Source organism: Pseudomonas sp. PONIH3, from assembly GCF_002934345.1.
Lineage (GTDB): Bacteria > Pseudomonadota > Gammaproteobacteria > Pseudomonadales > Pseudomonadaceae > Aquipseudomonas > Aquipseudomonas soli.
In genome coordinates this window covers 1,659,148-1,672,845 of the sequence record NZ_CP026386.1, presented here as the reverse complement: position 1 = coordinate 1,672,845, position 13,698 = coordinate 1,659,148, and the positions used below count along the sequence as shown (strand labels likewise).

General features: G+C 66.6%; 15 protein-coding genes. 11 read left to right on the top strand and 4 right to left on the bottom strand.

Features of this window, described 5'->3' with window-relative positions; all coding sequences use genetic code 11:
- Positions 1 to 71: 71 nt before the first annotated feature.
- The 3 genes from C3F42_RS07580 to C3F42_RS07570 all read right to left on the bottom strand — a co-directional run bounded on the left by C3F42_RS07580 (position 72) and on the right by C3F42_RS07570 (position 3,200).
- Positions 72 to 2,519 (bottom strand): acyl-CoA dehydrogenase, encoded by a 2,448-nt coding sequence (locus C3F42_RS07580; RefSeq protein ID WP_104444247.1) that lies wholly within the window; start codon positions 2,517 to 2,519, stop codon positions 72 to 74.
- 205 nt (positions 2,520 to 2,724) lie between these two features.
- Positions 2,725 to 2,964: a DUF3077 domain-containing protein gene (locus tag C3F42_RS07575; protein WP_023631455.1), complete on the bottom strand. Its 240-nt coding sequence runs from the start codon at positions 2,962 to 2,964 to the stop codon at positions 2,725 to 2,727.
- Positions 2,961 to 3,200 carry a hypothetical protein gene (locus C3F42_RS07570; protein WP_023631456.1) on the bottom strand — a complete coding sequence of 80 codons (240 nt, stop codon included), beginning with the start codon at positions 3,198 to 3,200 and terminating at the stop codon, positions 2,961 to 2,963. Before C3F42_RS07570 ends, C3F42_RS07575 begins: the two co-directional genes overlap by 4 nt.
- 400 nt (positions 3,201 to 3,600) lie before the next feature.
- On the opposite strand from C3F42_RS07570, the gene C3F42_RS07565 reads away from it, so the two are divergent.
- The 3 genes from C3F42_RS07565 to C3F42_RS07555 all read left to right on the top strand — a co-directional run bounded on the left by C3F42_RS07565 (position 3,601) and on the right by C3F42_RS07555 (position 6,066).
- Positions 3,601 to 4,224: a glutathione S-transferase gene (locus tag C3F42_RS07565; protein WP_104444246.1), complete on the top strand. Its 624-nt coding sequence runs from the start codon at positions 3,601 to 3,603 to the stop codon at positions 4,222 to 4,224.
- A 133-nt stretch (positions 4,225 to 4,357) separates the two neighbouring features.
- Complete coding sequence (locus C3F42_RS07560; protein ID WP_104444245.1) at positions 4,358 to 5,290, top strand: ABC transporter ATP-binding protein; 933 nt, start codon at positions 4,358 to 4,360, stop codon at positions 5,288 to 5,290.
- Positions 5,287 to 6,066 carry an ABC transporter permease gene (locus C3F42_RS07555; RefSeq protein WP_023631459.1) on the top strand — a complete coding sequence of 260 codons (780 nt, stop codon included), beginning with the start codon at positions 5,287 to 5,289 and terminating at the stop codon, positions 6,064 to 6,066. The genes C3F42_RS07560 and C3F42_RS07555 overlap by 4 nt, the downstream gene beginning before the upstream one ends.
- Here the strand turns inward: C3F42_RS07555 and C3F42_RS07550 are convergent.
- Positions 5,950 to 6,597 carry a DUF2062 domain-containing protein gene (locus tag C3F42_RS07550; RefSeq protein WP_158659543.1) on the bottom strand — a complete coding sequence of 216 codons (648 nt, stop codon included), beginning with the start codon at positions 6,595 to 6,597 and terminating at the stop codon, positions 5,950 to 5,952. The two genes, C3F42_RS07555 and C3F42_RS07550, sit on opposite strands and share 117 nt — an antisense overlap.
- Positions 6,598 to 6,741: 144 nt before the next feature.
- Between C3F42_RS07550 and C3F42_RS07545 the strand changes: the two genes are divergently transcribed.
- The 8 genes from C3F42_RS07545 to murB all read left to right on the top strand — a co-directional run bounded on the left by C3F42_RS07545 (position 6,742) and on the right by murB (position 13,612).
- Positions 6,742 to 8,952 (top strand): DNA internalization-related competence protein ComEC/Rec2, encoded by a 2,211-nt coding sequence (locus C3F42_RS07545; protein ID WP_104444244.1) that lies wholly within the window; start codon positions 6,742 to 6,744, stop codon positions 8,950 to 8,952.
- 123 nt (positions 8,953 to 9,075) lie between these two features.
- Positions 9,076 to 9,711 (top strand): MotA/TolQ/ExbB proton channel family protein, encoded by a 636-nt coding sequence (locus tag C3F42_RS07540; RefSeq protein ID WP_031315993.1) that lies wholly within the window; start codon positions 9,076 to 9,078, stop codon positions 9,709 to 9,711.
- Positions 9,708 to 10,142: a biopolymer transporter ExbD gene (locus C3F42_RS07535; RefSeq protein ID WP_023632003.1), complete on the top strand. Its 435-nt coding sequence runs from the start codon at positions 9,708 to 9,710 to the stop codon at positions 10,140 to 10,142. The genes C3F42_RS07540 and C3F42_RS07535 overlap by 4 nt, the downstream gene beginning before the upstream one ends.
- Entirely contained in the window at positions 10,142 to 11,152 is a 1,011-nt protein-coding gene (lpxK, locus tag C3F42_RS07530; RefSeq protein ID WP_038705672.1) for a tetraacyldisaccharide 4'-kinase, read from the top strand. Before C3F42_RS07535 ends, lpxK begins: the two co-directional genes overlap by 1 nt.
- Positions 11,153 to 11,185: 33 nt before the next feature.
- Positions 11,186 to 11,371, top strand: coding sequence for a Trm112 family protein (locus tag C3F42_RS07525; protein ID WP_003247142.1), 186 nt, complete (start codon positions 11,186 to 11,188; stop codon positions 11,369 to 11,371).
- Positions 11,368 to 12,132, top strand: coding sequence for a 3-deoxy-manno-octulosonate cytidylyltransferase (gene kdsB / locus C3F42_RS07520; protein WP_104444243.1), 765 nt, complete (start codon positions 11,368 to 11,370; stop codon positions 12,130 to 12,132). Before C3F42_RS07525 ends, kdsB begins: the two co-directional genes overlap by 4 nt.
- Positions 12,132 to 12,596, top strand: a complete 465-nt coding sequence (locus C3F42_RS07515) for a low molecular weight protein-tyrosine-phosphatase (protein ID WP_038705674.1) — start codon at positions 12,132 to 12,134, stop codon at positions 12,594 to 12,596. The genes kdsB and C3F42_RS07515 overlap by 1 nt, the downstream gene beginning before the upstream one ends.
- On the top strand, positions 12,593 to 13,612 hold the full coding sequence (gene murB / locus C3F42_RS07510; RefSeq protein ID WP_104444242.1) for a UDP-N-acetylmuramate dehydrogenase: 1,020 nt from the start codon (positions 12,593 to 12,595) through the stop codon (positions 13,610 to 13,612). The genes C3F42_RS07515 and murB overlap by 4 nt, the downstream gene beginning before the upstream one ends.
- Positions 13,613 to 13,698: the final 86 nt, after the last annotated feature.

Genomic DNA, 13,698 nt, shown 5'->3' with positions numbered 1-13,698 from the left:
TGGGCGAGGGAGGCACCCGGCCTTTTCGCCGGCAAGCCGGCGAAAGGGCCGCACAGCGACCCGTCGTCCTATCAGCGAATCTTGCCTGTCACAGGCTCCAGTTGCGCCTTGTCGAACGCATCCACATCAATCACCACCCGGCGTGCCTGCTCGGCTTGATGCAGGCGCTGGCCTTCCTCCGCTTGCAGCACACCCGCTTCGATGGCGGCGTCGATCACCGATTGCCCGGCTGCCGCCTGCACCTTGCCTTCCTTGACCGCCTGATGCAGCGCCTTGTGCAAGGGGGCCGCATCGTCCAGCAGGTCACAGGCCGTCTGTAGCGCGGCCACCGGGTCGCCTTCGGCCTGAGGCCTGAAGCAGCCCTCCAGCACTGCTTCGAGCGCCGGGTCGCCTTTGCGCCGGCCGATCAAGGCGGCCACCTCGGCATCCAGCTCATCGCTCGGACCGCTATGCCTGCGGCCAAATGGGAACACCAGCACGCGCAGGGCGCAGCCGATGAAGCGGTTGGGGAAGTTGTCGAGCAGCGCGGCGAGCGCCTTTTCCGCCTGGCCCAGGTTTTCCTCCATTGCCCAGCGCAACAACGGGCGCAGGTGCTCGGGCGAGCCCAGGTCGTGGTAGCGCTTGAGCGCGGCGCTGGACAGGTAGAGGTAGCTGAGTACATCGCCCAGTCGGGCGCTCAGGCGCTCGCGGCGCTTGAGCGCACCGCCCAGCAGCATCATCGACAGGTCGGCCAGCAAAGCGAAGGCCGCCGCCTGGCGGTTGAGGGCGCGGAAATAGCCCTGGCTCAGGGCGTCGCCCGGGACCTTCTCGAAATGCCCCAGGCCCAGACCCAGCACCAGGGTGCTGGCGGCGTTGCCGGCGGCGAACAGGATGTGCTGCATCAGCAGGTCGTCGAACTCTTTGAGCGCCTGGTCATGGTCCTCGCGCCCGGCCAGGGCCATTTCCCTGAGCACGAACGGGTGGCAGCGGATGGCGCCCTGGCCAAAGATCATCAGGTTGCGCGAGAGAATGTTGGCGCCCTCGACGGTGATGAAGATCGGCGCGCCTTGCCAGTTACGCCCCAGGTAGTTGTTCGGGCCCATGATGATGCCCTTGCCGCCGTGCACGTCCATGGCGTGCTGGATGCATTCGCGACCGCGCTCGGTGAGGTGGTACTTGAGGATCGCCGACAGCACCGAGGGTTTTTCGCCCAGGTCCACGGCCTGGGCGGTGAGCAGGCGGGCGCTGTCCATCAGCCAGGCGTTGCCGCCGATGCGCGCCAGCGACTCCTGGATGCCCTCGAAGGCGGCCAGTGGCACGTTGAACTGTTCGCGCACGCGGGCGTACTGGCCGGTGACCAGGCTGGTGTACTTGGCCGCGCCGGTGCCGACCGCGGGCAGGGAGATGGAGCGGCCCACCGACAGGCAGTTCATCAGCATCATCCAGCCCTTGCCGAGCATTTCCTGGCCGCCGATCAGGCAGTCCAGCGGCACGAACACATCCTTGCCGCTGTTGGGCCCGTTCATGAACGCCGCGCCCAGGGGCAGGTGGCGCTGGCCAATCTCCACGCCCGGCAGGTCGGTGGGGATCAGCGCCAGGCTGATGCCCAGCTCGGCCTGCTCACCCAGCAGGTGCTCGGGGTCGTAGGCCTTGAAAGCCAGGCCCAGCAGGGTGGCTACCGGGCCGAGGGTGATGTAGCGCTTCTCCCAGTTCAGGCGCAGGCCGATGACTTCCTCGCCTTGCCACTGGCCTTTGCAGATGACGCCGGTATCGGGCATGGCGCCGGCGTCGGAGCCGGCCAGGGGGCCTGTGAGGGCGAAGCAGGGGATGTCGTCGCCGCGGGCCAGGCGCGGCAGGTAGTGATTGCGTTGCGCCTCGGTGCCGTAGTGCAGCAGCAGCTCGGCCGGGCCCAGGGAGTTGGGCACCATCACCGTGGAGGCCAGGTCGCCGCTGCGGGTGGCCAGTTTCATCGCCACCTGCGAGTGGGCGTAGGCCGAGAAGCCCTTGCCGCCGTATTCCTTGGGGATGATCAGGGCGAAGAAGCCGTGCTGCTTGATGAAGTCCCAGGCCTGCGGCGGCAGGTCGAGGTCCTGGCCGATCTGCCAGTCGCTGACCATGGCGCACAGTTGCTCGGTGGGGCCGTCGATGAAGGCCTGTTCTTCCTCGCTGAGCTTGGGCGCGGGGTAGTCGAGCAGGGTGTCCCAGTCGGGGCGGCCGCTGAACAGGTGGCCGTCCCACCACACGGTGCCGGCATCGATGGCTTCGCGCTCGGTGGGGGACATTGGCGGCAGGACGCGCTGGAACCAGCTGAACATCGGTGCGGTGAACAGTTTACGGCGCAGCTCCGGCAGGGCGAAGAAGGCCGCCTTGACGGCGATCACCACCCAGATCAGCGCCAGCAGCCAGCCTGGCGCGGTGCTGAAGATGCCCATCAGCAGGGTATAGGCGGCGATGGCCGCGAGGATCTGCAGGGGCGCCAGGCGCCGGTGCAAGAGATACGCGGCGCCAAGCACCAGGACCAGCAACCACAACAGCAACATGATTCTTCCTCCTTGGAAGCGAGCGTTAGGCCAACCCAAAGAGCTTAGACGCGCCGGGGTGGATGGCCTGCCTAGGAAATGACAGGGCGGGGCGCTGGGAGTTCGGTGGGGAATGTCATGCAGTCATCGCGGGGCAAGCCCGCTCTCACGCCAGATATGCAATGTGGGCGTGGGCGCGGGCCTGCCCCGCGATGCGGTCATCAGATTATCTGGCGCGATTCAACCCCAGTTCCATGTCGTCGATCAGCGCCTTGGCCATGGCGCTGAGGATGCGCGCCGAGCTGCCGGCCAGCAGGTCGCCCTCCATTTCCGCTTCGCAGGTCAGGTGGCGAATGCAGCCGAGCAGCACCGACAGCTCGCTGAAGGCATCCTCGAAGGTAACCCCCGGCTCGATCTTGAACAGGTCCAGGCAGGTGGTGCGGCCTGCGGTATGGCCGCGGCTCATGGCTGCACCTGTGGCTTGTGCTCGAGCAGGGCGCAGGCGAGCTGGCCGAGGTAGTCGCTGGCGGTGAACAGGCGGTCCTGGGTTTCGCCGGGCTTGGTCTTGAAGTAGATATCGAGGACGTCGGAAATGGCGGTGGCCACTTCGACGGCGGCGGACATGGCTTCTTCGCGGGTGAGGGTGGGGCGGATGCTGATGAAGGGGGCGAGGCGGGGTGGGTCTGGGACGATTTTTTTCATGGTAGAGAGTCCTATGCGGTCAATGAAACCGCCATTCAGGTCCTTTCTCACGAGGTCAGGGTGGCGGCCGTGTACGAGGTGAGAAAACCGGGACATAGGACAAACCCGGTCAGACGGAAGTCTGCCCGCACACGGCCACCATGACGAAGCCGCTGGTTGTCATATGTAGTCGGGTTTCTCACGCCCGGTCACCAAATGTGGCGACCCGGTGAAGTTATCCCTGGGGTATTTCCCCGACAACGCGGCGGCTTCCGGCAAGCGCGTAGGATAGTTCCCAAGCTTTGCTGGCTGAAGCATTTTGTTTCAGATTCGGAAATATCTGACAGAACGCGGGGGCCGCTGGCACCGCTCACCGCTTGGAGTAGACTGTCCCACCTCCCGCATTCATAAGGACGTTGCCATGCTGAAGATCTGGGGCCGCAAGAATTCGAGCAATGTGCGCAAGGCGTTGTGGATCGCCCACGAGCTGGGCCTGGACTTTGAGTCCATCGATGCCGGCGGCGCCTTCGGCGTGGTCAACGAACCGCACTACCGGGCCCTGAACCCCAACGGCCTGGTGCCCATGCTCGAAGACGGCGATCTGGTGCTGTGGGAGTCCAACACCATCGTGCGCTACCTGTGCGCCGAGTACGGTGCAGAGCAGGGCTGGTACCTGGACGACCCGCGCCGGCGCGCCCTGGCGGACAAGTGGATGGACTGGACCACCTCGTCCTTCGCCGGCCCGTTCCGCCCGCTGTTCTGGGGCCTGCTGCGCACCCCCGAGGACCAGCGCGACTGGGTGGCGATCAACGCCGCGCACAAGCAGTGCGCCCAGTTGCTGGCCATCGCCGACGAGACCCTGGCCAAGCAGCCGTACCTTTCCGGCGAGCAGATCGGCATGGGCGACATCCCCCTGGGCAGCTTCATCTACGCCTGGTTCGAAATGCCGATTGAACGCCCGGCCATGTATCACCTCGAAGCCTGGTACGAGCGCCTCAAGCAACGCCCGGCCTACCAGGCGGCGGTGATGACCGCCCTGACGTGACGCCACTTCGATAATCACTATCGATACATGTGACTGTACTTGTGCGGCCGGGCCTTGCACCATGGCCGCACTCACTGCGCCAGTGTCTTTGCCTGGCGTGTCCCGAACCTTTTTCATCGGTACCTGACCCGCCATGAGTTCCGCCCTGTCCATTCGACAGCTGACCAAGACCTACGGCAACGGCTTCCAGGCCCTCAAGGGCATCGACCTGGATGTAGCCGAAGGCGACTTCTTCGCCTTGCTCGGCCCCAACGGCGCCGGCAAGTCCACCACCATCGGCATTCTCTCGACCCTGGTGAACAAGACCAGCGGCACGGTCAACGTGTTCGGCAACGACCTGGACCGCTCTCCCGCGGCGCTCAAGCGCTGCCTGGGCGTGGTGCCCCAGGAGTTCAATTTCAACCAGTTCGAGAAGACCTTCGATATCGTCGTTACCCAGGCCGGCTACTACGGCATCCCGCCCAAGGTGGCCAAGGAGCGGGCCGAGCAGTACCTCACGCAACTGGGCCTGTGGGACAAGCGCGACGTGCCTTCGCGCTCGCTGTCCGGCGGCATGAAGCGCCGGCTGATGATCGCCCGGGCGCTGATCCACGAGCCACGCCTGCTGATCCTCGACGAACCGACTGCGGGGGTGGACATCGAGCTGCGCCGTTCGATGTGGAGCTTCCTCACCGAGCTCAACCAGAAAGGCATCACCATCATCCTCACCACCCACTACCTCGAAGAGGCCGAGCAGCTGTGCCGCAACATCGGCATCATCGACCACGGCACCATCGTCGAGAACACCAGCATGCGCCAGCTGCTGGGCAAGCTGCATGTCGAGACCTTCGTCCTTGACCTGCGCCACGACCTGCCCGCCGCGCCCGAGCTGCAGGGCTACCCGTGCCGGCTGATCACCCCGCACACGCTGGAGGTTCAGGTGGACAAGGACATTGGCATCACCGCGCTGTTCGGCCAGCTGGCGCTGCAGAACATCGAGGTGCAGAGCCTGCGCAACAAGACCAACCGACTCGAGGAGCTGTTCGTGTCCCTGGTGGAAAAGAACCTGTCGAAGGTGGCCGTATGAGTGTGGAACTGCGCACCAACTGGGTCGCCCTGAACACCATCGTCTACCGCGAAGTGCGGCGCTTCCTGCGTATCTGGCCGCAGACCCTGCTGCCGCCGGCGATCACCATGGTCCTGTACTTCGTGATCTTCGGTAACCTGATCGGCCGGCAGATCGGCGACATGGGTGGCTTCACCTACATGGAGTACATCGTGCCTGGGCTGATCATGATGTCGGTGATCACCAACTCTTACGGCAACGTGGTATCGAGCTTCTTCGGCAGCAAGTTCCAGCGCTCCATCGAGGAGCTGATGGTGTCGCCGGTGTCGCCGCACACCATCCTGGTCGGCTATGTGTTGGGTGGCGTGTTGCGCGGCTTGGCGGTGGGGGTGATCGTGACCTTCCTGTCGCTGTTCTTTACCCATTTGCAGGTGCATCACCTGGGGGTGACCGTCATCGTGGTGTTGCTGACCGCGACCATCTTCTCGCTGCTGGGCTTCGTCAACGCGGTGTTCGCCCGCAACTTCGACGATATCTCGATCATCCCGACCTTCGTGCTGACACCGCTGACCTACCTGGGCGGGGTGTTCTACTCGATCAACCTGCTGCCGCCGTTCTGGCAGACCGTATCGCTGGCAAACCCGGTGCTGCACATGGTCAACTCGTTCCGCTACGGCATCCTAGGGGTGTCGGATATCAGTATTGGCACGGCGATCAGCTTCATGCTGGTGGCCACCGCGGTGCTCTACGTGCTGTGCGTGCGCCTGTTGGTCAGCGGCCGCGGCATGCGCGCCTGAGCCCTGGTTGGGGTTGGCAGCGCAGCGACACTGGCGCCGGCGCCACTGCCGGCCCACCCACCAGCGCCAGTAGCCCATGGTGGTGAAGTAGGCGAGCACGCCCAGCACCACCCCGCACACCACCGAGCCGAGCAGGAACGGTTGCCAGATCGTCGCCAGCTGCTCGGTGACCCAGTCGACGGTGATCGACTCGGGCAGCGTGCGTGGCGGCACCTGCAGCAGCCAGGCACCGGTCATGTAGGTGACGAAGAACACCGGCGGCATGGTCAGCGGGTTGGTCAGCCACACCAGGCTCACCGCGATCGGCAGGTTGCCGCGCACGGGAATGGCCAGCGCGGCGGCCAGCAGCATTTGCATGGGGATGGGAATGAGCGCGGCGAACAGGCCGACGCCCATGGCCCGCGCCACCGAATGGCGATTCAGGTGCCAGAGGTTGGGGTCGTGCAGCAGCTTGCCGAAGAAGCGTAAGGATTTATGTTCGCGGATGCTGGTCGGGTCCGGCATGTAGCGTTTGAACAGACGGCGCGGCATGTGGGCTCCCGGCAGGGTTGAAGGGCGTCAGTATGCCCTGATTGAAACGCAGCCTCGTTCAGAGTTTGTGACAATTGATTAGCAGGTTTTCCCCGCCAATCGGCTAAGCCTCAGGGGTCGTGATCGCTTCTGGAGCTCTATCTCATGCGCGCAGGGATGCTGGCCCTGGTGCTCGGGCTGTTGAGCCTGCGCTTTTTGCCCGTTTTGCCGCCGGTCGGGTGGCTGATTCCGTTGCTGTTGCTGGCCTTGGCCTGTCTGCGCACGCGGATCTGGCCGCTGGGCTGGTTCGTGCTGGGTGGCTGTTGGGCCTGCTGGTCGGCGCAGCAGGCGCTGGATGATCGACTGGCCCCGGCGCTGGATGGCCGCACACTGTGGTTGGAGGGGCGGGTGGTGGGGCTGCCGACTCGCACGGAGCGCGGCGTGCGTTTCGAGCTGGAGCATGCTGAGTCGCGCCGGGCGCAATTGCCCAGGCGCCTGCAACTTAGCTGGTTTGCCGGGCCTGAATTGCGCGCCGGTGAGCGTTGGCGCCTGGCGGTGAACCTGCGCCAGCCCCATGGGCTGCTCAACCCCCATGGCCCGGACCGCGAAGCATTGTTGTTGGCCCGGGGTATCGGCGCCACTGGCTCGGTCAAGGCCGGCGAGCAGGTCGGGCAGGCTGCGGTGCATTGGCGCGATGCCGTGCGCCAGCGGTTGATGAACTTGGATGCCCATGGGCGCGAGGCGGCGCTGACGGCCCTGGTGCTGGGCGACGGCGCCGGGCTCGCGCGCGAGGATTGGCAGACCCTGCAGGCCACCGGCACGGTGCACCTGCTGGTGATCTCTGGCCAGCATATCGGGCTGTTGGCCGGGCTGGTGTACGGCCTGGTCGCGGGCCTGGCGCGGTTGGGCGCCTGGCCATCGCGCTGGCCGTGGCTGCCCTGGGCTTGTGGCCTGGGCATGGCCGCGGCATTGGGCTACGGCTGGCTGGCCGGCTTCGGCGTGCCGGTGCAACGGGCCTGCCTGATGCTGGCGGTGGTGTTGCTCTGGCGCCTGCGCTTCAGGCACCTGGGGGCAGCCTTGCCGCTGCTGTTGGCGTTGTCGGGGGTGTTGCTGATCAATCCATTGGCCAGTCTGCTGCCGGGTTTCTGGCTGTCATTTGCCGCGGTTGGCGTGCTGGTGCTGTGCTTCTCTGCCCGGCTCGGCGCCTGGCGGCCCTGGCAGGCCTGGAGCCGCGCCCAGTGGGTAATCGCCGTGGGCCTGTTGCCGGTGCTGCTGGCGCTGGGGCTGCCGGTCAGCCTGACGGCGCCGCTGGCCAACCTGCTGGCGGTGCCCTGGATCAGTTTCGCGGTGTTGCCCCTGGCCTTGCTTGGTACGGCGACGTTGCCAGTGGCTGGGGTGGGGGAGGGGCTGCTGTGGCTGGCGGGGCTTTCGCTGGAGGGGCTGTTTCGCCTGCTGGCGCAGCTTGCGGGGCAGTTGCCTGCATGGCTGCCCGAACCGTTGCCGCTGTGGGCCTGGCTGTTGGTCGCGCTGGGCGCGCTGTTGTTGCTGCTGCCTCGGGGCGTGCCGTTGCGCTTGCCGGGCGCGGTGATGCTGCTGGCCTTGTGGGCGCCGCGTGAGCAGGTGCCCCTTGGGCAGGTGCAGGTGTGGCAGCTGGATGTCGGCCAGGGCCTGGCGGTGCTGCTGCGTACCCGTCATCACGCGCTGTTGTACGACGCCGGGCCTGCGCACGGGGACAGCGACCTGGGCGAGAGCGTGGTGCTGCCGACCTTGCGCAGGTTGGGGGTCAGGCACCTCGACCTGATGCTGGTCAGCCACGGTCACGCCGATCATGCCGGCGGGGCGGCGGCGGTGCGCCGGGGGCTGCCGGTGACGCGGGTGCTGGCCGGGGAGGTTGCCGGGCTTGCGCCTGCCGCGCTGTGCGAAAGTGGTGAGCGCTGGCGCTGGGATGGGGTCGATTTCGAGCTGTGGCATTGGCCGCAAGGCACGTCCAGCAACGACCGTTCCTGCGTGCTGCGGGTGGTGGCCAATGGCGAGCGCCTGCTGCTGGCCGGCGACATGGAGGCCGCGGCGGAGCGGGCTTGGCTGGCGGCCAGCGAGGATCCGCGTATCGACTGGCTGCAGGCGCCGCACCATGGCAGCCGCACGTCGTCCACCGAACCGTTCATCAAGGCGCTGGCGCCGCGCGGGGTGATGATTTCGCGGGGGAGGAACAACGGTTTCGGGCATCCGCATGCGCAGGTGATCGAGCGCTATCGGCGCCATGGGGTGCAGGTGCATGACACGGCGCTGGCGGGCGCGCTGGAGTTGCGCCTGGGGCGCCAGGGTGCGGTGGTGGAGGGGCGTGCGCAGCGCAGGTTCTGGCGCGAAGGCGAATGACGCTATCGCGGGGCAAGCCCGCTCCCACGTTGCCATGCGGTGGGCGATTCCCTGACCTCCGGCAGATGAGCCCCAGGCGGTCCTATGGTAGAGTGGCGGCCTTTTTCCGAGGGGATGCTTACTGTGTGGGAATTGGTCAAGTCCGGTGGCTGGATGATGCTGCCGATCATCCTGAGCTCCATCGTTGCCATGGCGATCGTCGTCGAGCGTCTATGGACCTTGCGCGCCAGCCGTGTCAGCCCACCGCACTTGCTGGGCCAGGTGTGGATGTGGATCAAGGACAAGCAGCTCACCAGTGACAAGCTCAAGGCCCTGCGCGCCGATTCGCCGCTGGGCGAGATCCTCGCCGCGGGCCTGGCCAACTCGCGCCATGGTCGCGAGATCATGAAGGAGTGCATCGAAGAGGCAGCCTCGCGGGTCATCCACGAGCTGGAGCGCTACATCGGCACCCTCGGCACCATCGCCGCCATGGCCCCGCTGCTGGGCCTGCTGGGCACCGTGCTGGGCATGATCGACATCTTCAGCGCCTTCATGGGCTCGCAGATGACCGCCAACGCCGCGGTACTGGCCGGCGGTATTTCCAAGGCCCTGGTCACCACCGCGGCCGGCCTGATGGTCGGTATCCCGGCGGTGTTCTTCCACCGCTTCCTGCTGCGCCGCATCGATGAACTGGTGGTGGGCATGGAGCAGGAGGCGATCAAGCTGGTCGAGGTGCTGCAGGGCGACCGCGAAGTGGAAGTGGCCGGAGGCAAGGCGTGAAGTTCCGGCGCAATCGCCAGCGCGAGAACGTCGACATCAACCTGGCGTCGTTGATCGACGTGGTGTTCGTGCTGCTGCTGTTCTTCGTGGTCACCACCACCTTCACCCGCGAGACCCAGCTGCGTGTCGAGCTCCCTGAAGCAAGCAGTGCCGCGCCCGCGCAGCCCGATGATGGCAAGCTGATCGAAGTCACCATCAGTGCCGACGGCGTGTATTCGGTGAACAACCACCTGCTGCCCAAGAGCGACCTGGCCACCCTGACCGAAGCCATCGAGAAGGAGTCCGGCGGTGACATCACCCTGCCGCTGGCGATCAGCGCCGATGGCAAGACCCCGCACCAGGCAGTGATCACCGCAATGGATGCGGCCGGCAAGCTCGGCTTCAGCAAGTTGCGCATGACCACCGTCGAGGCCGCGCAGGGCAATCCCTGATGGCCTTCGCCGACCGTCTGCTCGCCGCCTGGTATGCCGGGCACCCGGCGCTGGCCCTGCTGCGCCCGCTGGAGGCGCTGTATCGTCGCGTGGTGACGCGCAAGCGTGCGCGCTTTCTCAGCGGCATCAGCCCCAGCTACCGCGCCCCGGTGCCCGTGATCGTGGTGGGCAATATCACCGTGGGCGGTACCGGCAAGACACCGATGATCCTCTGGCTGATCGAGCACTGCCGCCGGCAGGGGCTGAAGGTCGGCGTGGTCAGCCGTGGCTACGGCGCCAAGCCGCCGCAGTATCCCTGGCGTGTCGCCGCCGACCAGCTCGCCGATCAGGCCGGCGACGAGCCTTTGCTGATCGTCCAGCGCACCGGCGTGCCGCTACTGATCGACCCCGACCGCTCCCGTGCCGTGCAGGCACTGCTGGCCAGCGATGCGCCGGACCTGATCCTGTGTGACGACGGCATGCAGCATTACCGCCTGGCCCGCGACCTGGAGCTGGTCCTAATCGACGCCGTCCGTGGCCTGGGCAACCGTCGCTGCCTGCCGGCCGGCCCGTTGCGCGAGCCCGCCGAGCGCCTGGCCGAGGCCGACGCGGTGTTGTTCAATGGCGCCGAGGCTGACCGCGACGACGGCTTTGCCTTCCGCCTGCAGCCGTCGGCACTGATCAACCTGCGCAGCGGCGAGCGCCGCGAGCTCGACCTGTTTCCCGCTGGCCAGGCGCTGCACGCCGTGGCCGGCATTGGCAACCCGCAACGTTTCTTCAACACCCTGCTGGGGCTAAACTGGCAGCCGGTGCCGCACCCCTTTGCCGACCATGCGCCGTACAGCCGCGAAGTGCTGTCGTTCAGCCCGCCGCTGCCGTTGGTGATGACCGAGAAGGATGCGGTGAAATGCCGGCCGTTCGCTGCCGACGACTGGTGGTACCTGGCGGTCGATGCCGTACCCTCGCAGGCGTTCGTCGCCTGGTTCGACGCCGAGCTCGATCGCCTGCTGCCTGGCCGCCCCCGGCCCTGAGCCTTTTTCAATTTCCGTTTCAAGGAAGCTCCCATGGACACCAAACTGCTCGATATCCTGGCCTGCCCGATCACCAAGGGCCCGCTCAAGCTCAGCGCCGACAAGACCGAGCTGATCAGCAAGGGCGCGGGCCTGGCCTATCCGATTCGCGATGGCATCCCGGTGATGCTGGAAAGCGAGGCGCGCACCCTGACCGACGACGAGCGCCTGGACAAATGAGCCTGGACTTCACCGTGGTGATCCCCGCCAGGCTGCGCTCTACGCGCCTGCCGGGCAAGCCGCTGCTGGCGATCGCCGGCAAGCCGATGGTCCAGCATGTGTGGGAGCAGGCGCGCAAGAGCGGCGCCAGCCGCGTGGTCATTGCCACCGACGATGCCAGCATCGTCGAGGCCTGCCAGGCGTTCGGCGCCGAAGTGCTGCTGACCCGCGCCGACCACGAGTCGGGCACCGACCGCCTGGCCGAAGTGGCTGCCCAGCTGGGCCTGGCCGCCGATGCCATCGTGGTCAACGTGCAGGGTGACGAGCCGCTGATTCCGCCGGTGATCATCGACCAGGTGGCGGCCAACCTCGCCGCGCACCCCGAGGCCGGCATCGCCACTTTGGCCGAGCCGATCCACGCGCCGCAAACCATCTTCAACCCTAACGCGGTGAAGGTGGTCAGAGACAAGAACGGCCTGGCCCTGACCTTCAGCCGCGCCCCGTTGCCATGGGCCCGCGACGCGTTTGCCAAGGACCGTGAGCGCATGCCCGAAGGCGTTCCTTACCGCCGCCATATCGGCATGTACGCCTACCGCGTGGGCTTCCTTCAGGACTTCGTCGCCTGGGGCCCATGCTGGCTGGAGCAGACCGAGTCGCTGGAGCAGCTGCGTGCCCTGTGGCACGGCGTGCGCATCCACGTTGCCGATGCCATCGAGGCTCCGGCCGTGGGCGTGGATACCCCTGAAGACCTGGAGCGCGTACGGCGCTTGCTGGAGGCCTGATGCGCGTTCTGTTCGTCTGCCTCGGCAATATCTGCCGCTCGCCGACTGCCGAAGGCGTGCTGCGCCATCAGCTCGAGGCCGCCGGCCTCGGTGACGTGGTGCACGTCGCCTCCGCCGGTACCGGCGACTGGCATGTCGGCAAGGCGCCCGACAGCCGTACCTGCAAGGCCGCGCTGGCCCGCGGCTACGACCTGTCGCGCCAGCGCGCCCAGCAGGTCAAGGCGGCGCATTTCGCCGAGTACGACCTGGTCCTGGCCATGGACAAGAGCAACCTCGGCAACCTGCAGGCCCTGCGCCCGCACAACGCCACGGGCGAGCTCGACCTGTTCCTGCGCCGTTATGGCGCGGCCCTGGACGAAGTGCCTGACCCTTACTACGGCGGTGCCGAAGGTTTCGAGCAGGTCCTGGATCTGATCGAGGCGGCGTGCCGTGAGTTGGTCGTGGAAATCAAGGGGCGGTTATGACGGCGAACTGGCAGGAGCGGGTATCGCTCAAGCCCTACAACACTTTCGGCATCGACGTCAGTGCCCGTTATTTCACCCAGGCCCATGACGACGACGAGGCCCGTCAGGCACTGGCCCAGGCCGCTGCGCGGCAGGTGCCGGTGCTGGTCATTGGTGGTGGCAGCAACCTGCTGCTGTCCCGCGATGTCGACGCCCTGGTGCTGCATATGGCCAGCCGTGGGCGGCGCCTGCTCAGCGACGACGGCGAGCGTGTGGTGGTCGAGGCCGAGGCCGGCGAGCCCTGGCATCCGTTCGTGCAGTGGAGCCTCGACCAGGGGCTGTGCGGGCTGGAGAACCTCAGCCTGATCCCCGGCACCGTCGGCGCTGCGCCGATGCAGAACGTCGGCGCCTATGGCGTGGAGATCAAGGACGTGTTCGCCGGCTTGACCGCGCTGGACCGCGAGACCGGCGAGCTGCGTGACTTCTCGCTGGAGGCGTGCGGTTTCGGCTATCGCGACAGCCTGTTCAAGCGCAATCCGGGCCGCTGGCTGATCCTGCGCGTGCGCTTTGCGCTGAGCCGGTCGTTGCAGGCGCACCTGGACTACGGCCCGGTGCGTCAGCGCCTGGCGGAGCAGGGTGTCGAGCAGCCGACCGCGCAGGCGATCAGCGATGCGATCTGCAGTATCCGTCGGGAAAAGCTGCCAGATCCGGCTGAACTGGGTAACGCCGGGAGCTTCTTCAAGAATCCTGTGGTGCCTACTGCGTTGGCCGAGCGCATTCGTGCCGAGTATCCTGGCGTGGTGGCGTATCCGCAGGCCGACGGCCAGGTGAAGCTGGCGGCCGGCTGGTTGATCGAGCAGGCGGGGTGGAAGGGGTATCGCGATGGCGATGCCGGTGTGCACCGTTTGCAGTCGCTGGTGCTGGTGAACTACGGCCAGGCGAGCGGGGCGCAGTTGCATGGGCTGGCTCGGCGGATCCAGGCGGATATCCTTGAGCGCTTTGGGGTCGAGCTGGAGATGGAGCCGAACCTGTACTGACTCTATCGCGGGGCAAGCCCGGATCACCAATAGAGCCGCTACCATCCCGGCAAAGAAAAAGCCCCGCCTGTTCGCACTGGCGGGGC

Coding starts and splice junctions, on each gene's coding strand:
- C3F42_RS07565 (WP_104444246.1), top strand. CDS start 3,601: ATGCTGAAGATCTGGGGCCGCAAGAATTCGAGCAATGTGCGCAAGGCG.
- C3F42_RS07580 (WP_104444247.1), bottom strand. CDS start 2,519: ATGTTGCTGTTGTGGTTGCTGGTCCTGGTGCTTGGCGCCGCGTATCTC.
- C3F42_RS07560 (WP_104444245.1), top strand. CDS start 4,358: ATGAGTTCCGCCCTGTCCATTCGACAGCTGACCAAGACCTACGGCAAC.
- C3F42_RS07550 (WP_158659543.1), bottom strand. CDS start 6,597: ATGCCGCGCCGTCTGTTCAAACGCTACATGCCGGACCCGACCAGCATC.
- C3F42_RS07525 (WP_003247142.1), top strand. CDS start 11,186: ATGGACACCAAACTGCTCGATATCCTGGCCTGCCCGATCACCAAGGGC.
- lpxK (WP_038705672.1), top strand. CDS start 10,142: ATGGCCTTCGCCGACCGTCTGCTCGCCGCCTGGTATGCCGGGCACCCG.
- C3F42_RS07570 (WP_023631456.1), bottom strand. CDS start 3,200: ATGAAAAAAATCGTCCCAGACCCACCCCGCCTCGCCCCCTTCATCAGC.
- C3F42_RS07555 (WP_023631459.1), top strand. CDS start 5,287: ATGAGTGTGGAACTGCGCACCAACTGGGTCGCCCTGAACACCATCGTC.
- murB (WP_104444242.1), top strand. CDS start 12,593: ATGACGGCGAACTGGCAGGAGCGGGTATCGCTCAAGCCCTACAACACT.
- kdsB (WP_104444243.1), top strand. CDS start 11,368: ATGAGCCTGGACTTCACCGTGGTGATCCCCGCCAGGCTGCGCTCTACG.
- C3F42_RS07545 (WP_104444244.1), top strand. CDS start 6,742: ATGCGCGCAGGGATGCTGGCCCTGGTGCTCGGGCTGTTGAGCCTGCGC.
- C3F42_RS07515 (WP_038705674.1), top strand. CDS start 12,132: ATGCGCGTTCTGTTCGTCTGCCTCGGCAATATCTGCCGCTCGCCGACT.
- C3F42_RS07575 (WP_023631455.1), bottom strand. CDS start 2,964: ATGAGCCGCGGCCATACCGCAGGCCGCACCACCTGCCTGGACCTGTTC.